Genomic DNA, 10,772 nt, shown 5'->3' with positions numbered 1-10,772 from the left:
TGGTGACGGCGCTGGGGCGCCGTCTCGACGGGCGTGGGTTCCGGCGGGTGTCTTGTGACGGCGCTGGGGCGCCTTCTCGACGGGCGTGGGTTCCGGCGGGTGTCTTGTGACGGTCGTCGAGGAGCGAGCGTCAGCGAGCGTCACGAGACGCCCGCAGCTGCTCCGCCGCCTCGTCCGCGGAGGGTTGTCGGGGTCAGCTGAAGCGCGCCTGGTAGGCCCCGGCGGCGACCTCGCAGAGGTTGCGGCCGGGGCCGTAGCGGTCGTTGAGGACGTAGTAGGAGGAGAGCATGAACCACGTCGCGCGGCCGCCGGTGAGCACCCGGAAGCGCAGCGTGCCGTTGTTGGGCAGGGGGACGGGGTCGAAGCTGGTGGACCCCTCGGCCGGCAGCTCCTGCTCGGAGGTCACGACCTGGTAGCGGGGGTCGCCCGCGCCGGTGACGCGCTCGACGTACAGCGACGCCCCGCCCGGGGTCTGCGGTGCCAGGGTGAGCGTGGGGGTCTGCGTGGGGTCGGCGGCGCAGGTGAGGGTCAGCGTGCCGACGCCGGGCACGGTGGTGGTGCGCACCTCGCGGCCGGGCGCCTGGGCGTCGCCGTGCCAGGTGAGGTCGATGCGCTGGTCGGCGGCCAGCACGGTGGTGAACCGCGCCCGGATCCGGCAGTAGCGGTAGCGGGCCGGCTCCCGCAGGTTCTCCCAGTACCAGGTGAGCTCGAAGACGGTCACCGGCTTGGGGCTGCTCAGCGTGGCGGCGGCGACGTCGGGACGTCGGCCGGAGCGCTGGCTGATGATCCCGTTGAGGTAGCCCTTCGAGAACGTCTCCGGGGGTGAGGACTGGTTGAGCCCCTCGTGCGCCGCGTACCCCGTGCCCCCGGTGCCGTCGTCCTCGGCGTGCGCCCACCGGTAGATGCGGGCGTTCTTGACCTGCACCGAGGTGGCCCCGCGCTCCTCGAAGCGCTGGGTCCACATCTGCGTCTCGTAGCGCCGCTCGTCGGTCACCAGCCGCACCAGCGTGGCGTTGGCCCGGCACACGGTCTCGAGCTGACCGATGCCGGGGACCGTCGCGGTGCGCAGCGTGACCGGCCGGTCGGCCGCCCCGCGGTAGGTCAGGGTGAGGTCCTGGACGTAGGGGTCGGCGGCGCGGGCCGCGGCCGGGGGCCGGTCGGCGGCGGTCGCGGTCGCGACGGGTCCGGTGACCGGGGCCAGCAGGGCGGCGGTCGCACCGACCACCAGCAGGCAGGCCGGCACACGCCGGCGCACCGCCGTCCCGAGTCCCCCCACGCGTGCCACGGATCAGGCCGGGAACCGGCCGAGGGCGACCTCGCAGAGGTTCTGCGCCGGGTTGGAGTCGTTGGTCTTGATGTAGCTCGACACCAGGTACGGCGTCTGCGTGCCGTCGTGCTTGACGAAGATCCGCAGCAGGCCGTTGCGCGGCAGCACGATCGGGCCGAGCCGCAGGTTGTCGGGGTCGGTGCGCTGGTCGCGGATCTCGACGTGGTCCTCGACCCGGCCCTCGCCCTCGATCGTCTCGATGTAGGCGGTGGAGTCCTCGTCGTCGGGCAGGAAGGACAGGCTGCGACGCCCGAGCCGACCGGTCTCGCAGCGCACCTGCAGGCGCCCGGTGCCGGGCAGCTCGAACTCGACGTCGTCGCGGCCCACGGCGTCGGACTCGGTGTGCCACTCCACCCCGACGTGCCGCCCGAGGGTGGTGACGAAGACGGCGTCGAACTTGCAGTAGCGGTAGCGCGCCGGGTAGTCGAAGCCGTTCCAGTACCAGTTGAGGTTGAAGGTGGTGATCGGCGGCAGCGCGGCGTCGCCGACGCGCTCGTTGCGCGCCGGACGCTGGCTGATGACGCCGTGGGCGTAGCCCTTGCCGAAGTTCTCCACCCCGTGCTTGCCGCGGCGCTGGTTGAGGCCCTCCGACCCGCTGCGCCCGGTGCCGGAGCCGCTGCGGTCGTACCAGTGCTGGTAGCGGTAGATCCGTACTGTCTTCACCGCGACCGCCCGGCCGTAGGACTTGTCCTCGTACTTGGCCATCCACAGCTGGGTCTCGGCCGTGGGGTCGGTAGGGGTCAGGGTCACCCGGGTCTCCTTGACCCGGCAGGTCAGGGACAGCGTGCCGATGCCCGGGATCGGCACCTCACGGGTGGTCGCCTTCGGCCCCGGAGCGCCCTTCCACTCCAGCTTCACCCGGCGCACGACCGAGCCCGACTCGGCCGCGGGGGCCCGCAGGGCCGGTGCCGGACCCGCGGTGCGCAGCGCGGCGGCCTGGGCCGCGACGGCGCGCGGCGCCGGCGCGGGACGGTCCGGGCCCGCGGCGACCGCGGGACCCGCGGGCGCGCTCAGCGCGGCGGCCCCGAGCGCGCAGGCCAGGAGCAGCACGGCCGTCCGCCCCGAGGTGCCGCCGACGCGCGACCTCATCGAGCGGGTGCCTGCGGGGTGGCGGTGGCGCCGGGCGTGGGCAGCTGGTCCATCGGCACCTCCTCGGCGTCGGCGTCGGCCTCGGTCACCACGACCTCGCCGTCGACCACGGCCAGCGGCGGGGTGCGGCCGTTGGTGATCCAGTCGACCTGGCGCTGCAGGTCGGCCCGCGGCAGCGCGATCAGGCTGGCCTCGGTGGCCAGCCGCTCGGCGCGCTCGAGGTAGAAGGTCAGGAAGGCCCGCACCTCGGGGCGCTCGAGGCCCAGCGAGGTGGTGGTCACCAGCAGGTTGCGCGAGAGCGGGTACTCACCCGAGAGGATCGTGGGCGCGCTGGGATAGATGCAGTTGCGCTGGCCGTCGCCGTCGTCGCCGATCTCGATCTCGAAGGGCCGCAGCTGGTTCTCGTACACCTGGGAGTAGCTGAACTGGAACAGCCCCACGTTGCCGACGGTGCCGTCGAGCCGCTCCTGGGCCGCCACCGCCTTCTGATAGGCCTCGTTGACCGGCACGTAGCGGGCGCCCGCGGCGTTGCGACGGATGATCCACACCCGACGCTCCTCGAAGGCGCGGTCCACCAGCCGCTGGTCCTCGGCCTGGTCGGCGGCGCTGCGGCCGTCGTCGAAGCCCTTCTGGCGACGCTTCAGCGCGGCGTCGAGCTGCTCCTGCTTGCCGACGACGACCTGCCGCAGCGCGAGCAGGCTGCGGCGCAGGGCGTTGCGGCGCTCGGTGAGCGCCTCGATGTTGCGCACCAGCACCTTGTCGCCCTCACTGCCGACGACGAAGAGCCGGGTGTCGTTCTCGACCCGGCCCACGACGTAGTCGGAGCGGAAGTTGGTGCTGCTGGGCTCGGGGGAGCCGAGCACGAAGCGGTCGAAGTACTGGAACACGCTGTCCTCGACCGGCGGGCCGCCCGCGTCGAGCGGGACGTCGTCGTAGCCGTCGCCGAGCTGTGACCAGGTGGTGACCTCGCTACCCGCCGCGTAGATCTCGCGGGCCTGCTCCGTGGTCAGGCAGTCGCCCCCCACGTCGGTCTCGTTCTTGATCGCGACCACGATGCCGTCCGAGGCCACCTGGTACTGGTAGACCTGCAGGCCGAGCGCCTCGCACTGCGCGTACTCCTCGGCGGTGATCGGCCGGGAGGAGTCGACCAGGTCGACGTCGCCCAGGCAGAGCCGCTCGAAGGCGCGGTTGTCGCCGCTGAGGTCCTTGCTGACCTGGTACTGGCTGGTCGGGGTGAAGGCCCGCACGGCGCGCGTCGTGAGCGGTCCGTCCTCGCCGTCGATCTCGACCAGGCCGGGGGTGGGCACCCGGACCGGCTCGGTGACCAGCGGGTCGACACGCCCCGACGGGGCGGCGGTGGGCGAGGGGGCCGGCGCGGCGGCCGGGGCGGTGGACTCCTCGCCGCAGGCGGCCAGCACCCCGAGACCGAGGACCAGGCCGAGCACGGCGGGCCCGGGACGCCGTCGGCGGACGGCGGGGCGGGGGTGGCGGGTCATGGCGCGGCCTCCACGGGCGTGTCGTCCAGGCTGTTCACGTCGAGGTCGGCGTCGAGTCCGCTCGTGCCGAGGTCGTCGTCCTGGGAGGGGTACTCGTAACGGTCGGAGGCGCTGAAGTCCAGGGCCTCGAAGTCGGTGAGGTCCAGCTGCTGGAGCTCGTAGCCCTGGAGCAGCTTCGGGGTGTCCTGCGGCAGCCGCTGGAAGAACAGGGTCGGCACCGCGGCGCGGTCCACCACGATCGCGCCGTAGGTGCGCAGCGCGGTGAGCAGGCACCCCGCCAGGCGGGACTGCTCGGCGGTGAAGGGCAGCGCCTTGCCGGTGCGGCGGTCGACGGGGTCGACGGGGGTGTAGGCCGCCTTGAGACGGATCCGCGCCCCCATCGGCAGCGACTTGGGCAGTCCGTTGCCGTTGGTGGCCGAGGCCGGCTGCACGAAGTTGCCGGCCGCCGGGCCGGGCACCGCGATCGCCAGGGCGTGGTTGATCTCGCACCGCTCGAGCTCGCCGGGCCGGATCAGGCCCGCGAAGAGCGGCAGGCCGGAGCTGCGGGCCGAGACGAGGTAGGGCTGGCTGAAGCCGGGGCCGTCGAGGTCCCAGTCGCGGCGGTACTGGTAGGAGATCGAGCCGTCCTCCTCGCGACGGGCACGCCACAGGTCGTAGGCGACGTTGCGCTCGGTGTCGAAGACGGTCATCCAGCCGTCGTAGCGCGGGTCGGGGTCGACGTCGGCCGGCACGGCGACCACGAGCTCGCCCGAGCCGTCGCCGCACTGCGCCTGGCGGCACACCAGCGCCGTCGGGACGCCGCCGGAGACGACGGGCACCGTCCAGGCCTCGGTGTTGATGTAGAACTGGTCGGTGATCAGGGTGCGCACCACCCGCCCGTCGCGGTCGACGCCGGACCGCAGCTGCGCGGCGCGCAGCATGTAGTCCGAGCCGATGTGCACCGGGGCGTCGGTGACCGGTTGGTTCCACGGCGAGAGCACGCTGAAGACGTCCTCGCGGGCGGCCACGGCCACCCCGGTGGTCCCGGTGTCGCCCTCGGTGGCGGGCGTCGTGGTGGCCTCGCTCGGGGGGGCGGTGGCCGCGGGGGCGGCGGCGGGCTCGTCCTGGCCGCAGCCGGCCAGCGCGAGGGCGCCGAGCATCAGGCCGGCGCTGGCCAGGGCCAGCCGGCGTCGGTGGGTGGGCGTCGGCATGCTCATGCCTTCCGTCGGGTCGGGGTGATCACGTGCTCGAGGTGATCGGCGAAGCGGGACAGGGTGTGCTCGAGGTCGGCCGCGCCCGCGTCGGCCGCGGCGGTGCTGCCGGGGCCGGTGCCGGGGGTCGCGGCCTCGGGGTGGGCGCGGGTACGGGCCGCGGTGAGGATGGCGTGCGCCTCGCGGCGGGACTGCAGTCGGATCAGCTCGGCGTCGAGCTCGGCCTGGGCGGTGATCATCTCCGCGCGGCGGGCCGCCTCGGCGGCCACGGCGTCGAGGTGGCGGCTGTGGGCCTCCTCGGCGGCGGCGATGCGGGCCATGACGCTGCGCGCCAGCGCCGCCACCTCACCGGGCGGGTCGAGCGGTGGCACCGCCGGGGCGGCGGCGGTGGTGGCAGGAGCGGTGTCGGGGAGGCGGACCGCTGGCGTCCCGGGATCGCCAGCGGTCCCACCCGGGATCGACGCCGGGGAGGGCGTGCTCGTCGCCTCGACCGGCTCCGGGCGGGCCAGGGAGCGCAGGTCGGCGACGTCGTGGATGACCGGGCCCGACGGCGCGGCCGGCTCGGTGGGCGACCCGGTGGGCGAGTCGGTGGTGCCGGGCGCGACGGAGCCGAGTTCGGCGGGGTCCCAGCCCGGGCCCTCGTCGTCGACCGGCGCCGGGTCGGCGTCCTCGTCGACCGGGGCGGCGGGCGTCGCGGCGACGGTCGACGGGTCGGTCGGCTGGTCGGTCGGCTGGTCGGTCGGCGGGTTGGCCGGGTCGGGGGCGAGGTCGGCCACCGAGGCCACCTCGAGGATCGCCGGCACCGGGGTCGACGTCGCGGGTCCGTCCCCGTCCGCCGCCGCGACCTCGGTCGGGCCGTCGGCGGGGACGTCGTCGTCCTCTGGGGCCCCGGGGGTCGTCGTCGCGGTCCCGGCCTCACCGAGGGCGAGGTCGCGCAGGGTGTCGGCGTCGGCGATGTCGGCGATCACCCGGGTGGGGGGTAGCGGTGTCGGCTCGACGACGGCGGGCGTCGCGGGACCGTCGGGGGCCTCGCCGTCGCTCCGCTCCTCGGCGGCGTCCTCGGCGGTGTCCTCGGCGGTGTCCTCAGCGGTGTCGTCGGTGGGGCTCGGGGCGGCGGGCGGCGCGGGCGGCAGGTGCTCCTCCGGCACGAGCGCAGGGGGCAGCACGACCAGGCCGGGCGCGGCGACGGCGGCCGAGGCGGCGTCGCTGAGCACGGTGACCGCCGAGTCGGCGGCCTCGTCCGCGGCCGCCGGGTCCTCCGCGGGTGCGGCCTCCTGCTCGGCCCGCTGCCGGGCGGCCACGAGGTCCGACAGGCTCGGGGCCGTCGGCACCGCGGCGCGCGGCTCGGGGGGAGCCGCGACCGCGTCGGTCCTCGGCTCCTCCCCGGGGGTGGGGGGCAGGGTCACGGCGTGGTCCCCGCCGGGCCCTGGCCGCAGAGGCCGTCGACACCGCCGCAGTCGGTGGGCTCCTGCGGGGTCGGGACGCTGGGCTGCTCCAGGGACGGGTCGTCGGTGGCGTTGTCGGCGATCGCGGCGTCGGGGGTGTAGGTGTAGTCGGCCGGCACGGTCACCAGGCGGTAGCGCTCGTTGGCGTACACGGTGGTGAGCACCGAGTCGGTGCCCGCCGCGGCGTCGGCGTACATCGTGGCGAGCAGGTCGTCGGCCGGGTCGATCGAGAGCAGCAGGTAGGACACCCGCCCGCCGGGGGCGTCGGCCACCTGGCGCCAGGGACCGTCGGAGGCGTCGATCCGGTCCACGAAGAGGTCGGGCGAACCGGTGAGCAGCATGACGGCGTAGGTGGCGGCGTTGTCGGTGAGGATCGTGTTGCGGGCGGTGATGTTCTCGGTGATGTAGTCGGCCATCTGCTGCTCGGCGTCGATGCCGACGGCCGCGCCGGAGCGGGTGAGGTTGTCGTCCTGGGGCTCCCAGGTGCGCACGGCGTCGTGGAAGACCCGCTCCAGGCCCTGGTTCGGCACCGTGGCCATGGCCTGGTAGGTCCACGGGATCGAGATCACCAGCGCGATGCCGAGCGCGGCGGCCACGCCGGTGGCACCGGTGTCGGCCGAGCGCGCCAGCCACAGGCCGCCGATGGTGGCCAGCAGCAGGATGGTGAGGGAGTTGGCCATCGCCATCGGGCTGTCGGTGACCCCGAGCAGGACCGCGGCGCCGGGGGCGAGCACGCTCACCGTCAGCATCAGGCCCAGCCACAGCGCGAACGGGTTGCGGCGGGTGACGCCGACCACGAGCAGCGCCGGGAGCACGAGGATGGCGATCGGGGCGCCGTAGAGCAGCAGCTCGCCGGTGGCACGCGCGATGTCGAGCAGCGACCAGCCGTCCAGGGTGCCCGACCCCGGCGCGTCGCTGCTGCTGGTGATCCAGTTGAACGGGTCGCCCACCAGCACGAGGTTGAGCACGGTCCACAGGCTCACGGCGTAGACGGTGGGGGAGGCGAAGCCCACCGAGGTGCCCTCGGTCTCGGTGCCGTCGGCGCCGAGACGGGTGAGGATCGCAGCGATCATCACGGTGCTGATCAGGAAGTACAGCAGGCTGCCGTAGCCGGTGAGCGAGGCCGTGGCGAAGGAGAGCCCGGCGATCATCACGAACCGGATGTCGGCGGTGACGTACCAGGCGAACAGCGCCCCGAGGGCGGCCACGACCAGCACGAGCCACACGAAGTTGCGCGCCCCGATGGCGGCGTACATGACCACGAGCGGGTTCAGGCCGATCCCGGCGAGCACGAGGAAGCGCACCGGGGTGGCGACCTGGGCGCGGCGCAGCATCGTGTTGAGGAACATCATCGTCAGTCCGGCGCACAGCGCCGAGACCAGCGGGACCACGATCAGCGAGGTGACACCGGCCTTGACGACGGCGAACGGGGCGAGCAGCACGACCGTCAGCGGCGGGTAGTCGAAGCCCACGGCCGAGAGCTTGGCGGGGTCGTTGTGCCAGATCATCAGGGCCCGGTTGAGCCGGTCGAGGGTCTCGAAGCCCACGACGTGCAGGCGCACCACGAGCACGTAGCCGATCACGGCGTAGAAGACGGTGAAGGCCCCGAACACGGCCGCGCTCTCCCAGCGGCGGCGCTCGATGTCGACCGGACGGCGTCCGACCGCCTGCACCACGCCGGCCAACCGCTCGCGGTTGGTGACGATGCGGCGTTCGGCAGCGGCGGCGGCGGTCTCGGGCGCCGGCGCGGCGGCGGTCCCGGTGGTGGGGCCGGCGGTCGGGCCGGTGGTGGTGTCGGTCATCGTCAGTGGTCCTCGTCGAGACCGTGCTCGGTCTTCTCCCAGTAGAAGGGGTTGGTGAACAGCTGGATGAAGCCCTTCCAGGCCGCCCAGCTCATCAGGCCCCAGTACAGGGGCGAGAGCATCGCGGTGCGGGTGAGGCCGAACTCGCCGCGCTGCAGGCTGCCGGCGATGTTGAGGTAGATGAAGACGAAGTTGCCCACGAACAGCAGCAGGCTCGAGGCGTAGAAGACGATGCTCGGGAACATCGACTCGATGAACGACCACTGGGTGAGCACGTAGAGCGTGGTGAGGGCCCAGAAGATCGGGTTGAGCAGCAGGATCGCGGCCGAGCCCATCGTGAGGTTGAAGGCGAAGAAGCCCTTGAACCCGGTCTGGCGGTAGAGCCGCACCGGGTGGCGCATGTGCACCAGCCAGGTCTGGTAGTACCCCTTGTTCCAGCGCGAGCGCTGCCGGATCCAGTTGCCGACGTTGGAGTTGGCCTCCTCCAGCGTGGTGGAGTCGATCATCGCGGTGCGGTAGCCCTCGCGGTGCAGCCGGATGCCGAGGTCGGCGTCCTCGGTGACGTTGAAGGGGTCCCAGGCACCGAGCTCGCGCAGCACGTCGGTCTTGAAGTGGTTGGAGGTGCCGCCCAGCGGGATCGGGGACGACGAGGCGCCCATGGCCGGCAGGACGAGCTCGAAGTGCATCGAGTACTCGTTGGCGAACCAGGCGGTGAGCAGGTTCTGGTCCTGGTTGAAGTGGTTGAGCTTGCCCTGCATGCACACGACGTTCTCGGGCACGTGGTGGAAGGCGATCAGGGCCTTCTTCAGCTGGTCGGGGTCGGGCCGGTCCTCGGCGTCGAAGATGACGCAGAACTGACCGGTCGAGAGCTGCAGGCCGTAGTTGCAGGCCTTGGGCTTGGTCTTGGGCTGGCTGTCGGGCACGACCACGAGGTGGAAGTGCGGGGGCAGCTCGAGGGAGCGGATCTTCTCGATCGTCTCGAGGTCGTCCTCCTCGCACAGCAGCTTCACGTCGAGCCGGGTGCGGGGATAGTCCAGGGCGTTGATGTCGCGCACCAGGCGCGGCACGATGCCGGCCTCCTTGTACAGCGGCACGAGGATCGTGTAGATCGGCAGGAACCGCTCGTCGAGCGCGGCGATCTCCTCGTCGGTGACGTCGGTCTCCAGGTGGGTGCCGAGCGCCCGCAGCGTGAGCCGGAACTTGTACACCGAGACCGCGAGGTAGAACACGCTGCACACCGTCACGAGCGCGATGGCGGTGGGCCGGGGCCAGATCACCGCGCAGCCCACGGTGATGACCGCCAGCATGATGAAGAAGACCCGCTGGGCCGCCGAGACGACGACGTGCGCCGAGGCGTCGGGCAGGTTCTCCATGAGGAACTGGGTGGAGACCTCGGCGTAGTGGTGGCTGTGGACCTTCTGGATCAGCTGGTCCAGGTCGGTGCGGTTGGCCAGCAGCGGGGTGAAGGGCGCCCCGAGCGCGGCCTCGACCGCGGCGGTGTCCTCGGCGTCCAGGGGCCGGGCCACGGCGAGCAGCACGCGGCCGTCGGTCTCGGCCACCGGCAGGATCTGCCGGGTGCGGGCCAGCGGCTCGGGGAGCCGGCGGGCGACGGTCAGCTCGGGCTCGAAGTCGGTGAGGCCCACGCGCTGGAGCTGGTGGATCTCCGACAGCGCGGCCACCAGCACGTCCTCGGTGATGGAGCCGTGGGAGACCAGGATGTCGCCGATGGGGTCGCCGGTGCGGGCGTACTCGAGCATGGCGCGCTGCAGCTGCTCGCCGTCGACCAGCCCGCTGCGGGTGAGCAGCTGGGTCATCTGGGTGCGGGCGCGGCGGGCCTCGGCGGTCTCGATCTCGGTGTCGGCGCTGGGGTAGGCGGCGTCGATCGCGGCCACGATCTCGCTGGCGGTGTGGCGCACCAGCAGCACCGGGGCGCCCAGGCGCTCGGCGACGACGTGCTCGGTGATCTGGTCCTTGTCCTCCACCGCGGCCACCAGCACGGCGCCCTCGTGGCGGCCGTAGGCGATGACGCGGAAGGTGCGGCAGATGCCCTCGGGGATGGCCAGGCGCAGGTCGGCGTCGGGGTGGCCCGGCGCGACGGCGTCGGTGAGGCGCGGCAGCGTGGTGGTGAGCGTGGTGGTCATCGTGCACCCGACCCGAAGCCGTGGGCGCTGCCGGAGGCGGCGGGGGTGCCGGGCGCGGCGGCCGGCGCGCCGCCGCGGTTCGCCCGCGGGCGCATCGCGAGGTAGGCGAGGTAGGCGGCGGCGAGCAGCAGCAGCGGGGCGATGAGGAAGGACAGGAACAGCACCACGAACATCCCGAGCGTGAGCAGGGCGCCGCCGATGGCTGCGCCCGACGACTTGCCGGCTCGTCGGGGGGAGGTCACGTGGACCGTCATGGGTCGCTCCTTGGTGCAGCGCTGGGGC

Annotated in this window: 8 protein-coding genes; all 8 read right to left on the bottom strand. The window is 73.3% G+C overall.

Going from position 1 to position 10,772, the window contains the following annotated elements; genetic code table 11:
* Positions 1–193: 193 nt before the first annotated feature.
* From ACERUJ_RS13845 to ACERUJ_RS13810, 8 genes are read right to left on the bottom strand one after another with little or no spacing between them, the layout of a single operon-like run.
* Entirely contained in the window at positions 194–1,276 is a 1,083-nt protein-coding gene (locus ACERUJ_RS13845; RefSeq protein ID WP_370249230.1) for a hypothetical protein, read from the bottom strand.
* A gap of 12 nt (positions 1,277–1,288) precedes the next feature.
* Complete coding sequence (locus ACERUJ_RS13840; RefSeq protein WP_370249228.1) at positions 1,289–2,416, bottom strand: hypothetical protein; 1,128 nt, start codon at positions 2,414–2,416, stop codon at positions 1,289–1,291.
* Positions 2,413–3,912 carry a substrate-binding domain-containing protein gene (locus tag ACERUJ_RS13835; RefSeq protein ID WP_370249227.1) on the bottom strand — a complete coding sequence of 500 codons (1,500 nt, stop codon included), beginning with the start codon at positions 3,910–3,912 and terminating at the stop codon, positions 2,413–2,415. The genes ACERUJ_RS13840 and ACERUJ_RS13835 overlap by 4 nt, the downstream gene beginning before the upstream one ends.
* Positions 3,909–5,102: a hypothetical protein gene (locus ACERUJ_RS13830; RefSeq protein WP_370249225.1), complete on the bottom strand. Its 1,194-nt coding sequence runs from the start codon at positions 5,100–5,102 to the stop codon at positions 3,909–3,911. The genes ACERUJ_RS13835 and ACERUJ_RS13830 overlap by 4 nt, the downstream gene beginning before the upstream one ends.
* A gap of 2 nt (positions 5,103–5,104) precedes the next feature.
* Positions 5,105–6,508 (bottom strand): hypothetical protein, encoded by a 1,404-nt coding sequence (locus ACERUJ_RS13825; RefSeq protein WP_370249224.1) that lies wholly within the window; start codon positions 6,506–6,508, stop codon positions 5,105–5,107.
* The gene (locus ACERUJ_RS13820; protein ID WP_370249222.1) at positions 6,505–8,349 is read right to left on the bottom strand and encodes a hypothetical protein; all 1,845 of its coding nucleotides are present in this window, start codon (positions 8,347–8,349) and stop codon (positions 6,505–6,507) included. The genes ACERUJ_RS13825 and ACERUJ_RS13820 overlap by 4 nt, the downstream gene beginning before the upstream one ends.
* A 2-nt stretch (positions 8,350–8,351) precedes the next feature.
* Positions 8,352–10,490 carry a glycosyltransferase gene (locus ACERUJ_RS13815; RefSeq protein ID WP_370249221.1) on the bottom strand — a complete coding sequence of 713 codons (2,139 nt, stop codon included), beginning with the start codon at positions 10,488–10,490 and terminating at the stop codon, positions 8,352–8,354.
* The gene (locus ACERUJ_RS13810; protein ID WP_370249220.1) at positions 10,487–10,744 is read right to left on the bottom strand and encodes a hypothetical protein; all 258 of its coding nucleotides are present in this window, start codon (positions 10,742–10,744) and stop codon (positions 10,487–10,489) included. The genes ACERUJ_RS13815 and ACERUJ_RS13810 overlap by 4 nt, the downstream gene beginning before the upstream one ends.
* Positions 10,745–10,772 lie beyond the last annotated feature (28 nt).

The sequence above is a fragment of the Nocardioides sp. genome, from assembly GCF_964228225.1.
Classification (GTDB): domain Bacteria; phylum Actinomycetota; class Actinomycetes; order Propionibacteriales; family Nocardioidaceae; genus Nocardioides.
The sequence above is the reverse complement of the archived record's forward strand: the minus strand, read 5'-3'. Positions and strand labels throughout refer to the sequence as shown.

Bases quoted from the DNA above. Each gene is read 5' to 3' on its own strand.
- ACERUJ_RS13835 (WP_370249227.1), bottom strand. From the start codon at position 3,912: ATGACCCGCCACCCCCGCCCCGCCGTCCGCCGACGGCGTCCCGGGCCC.
- ACERUJ_RS13815 (WP_370249221.1), bottom strand. From the start codon at position 10,490: ATGACCACCACGCTCACCACCACGCTGCCGCGCCTCACCGACGCCGTC.
- ACERUJ_RS13810 (WP_370249220.1), bottom strand. From the start codon at position 10,744: ATGACGGTCCACGTGACCTCCCCCCGACGAGCCGGCAAGTCGTCGGGC.
- ACERUJ_RS13830 (WP_370249225.1), bottom strand. From the start codon at position 5,102: ATGCCGACGCCCACCCACCGACGCCGGCTGGCCCTGGCCAGCGCCGGC.
- ACERUJ_RS13820 (WP_370249222.1), bottom strand. From the start codon at position 8,349: ATGACCGACACCACCACCGGCCCGACCGCCGGCCCCACCACCGGGACC.
- ACERUJ_RS13840 (WP_370249228.1), bottom strand. From the start codon at position 2,416: ATGAGGTCGCGCGTCGGCGGCACCTCGGGGCGGACGGCCGTGCTGCTC.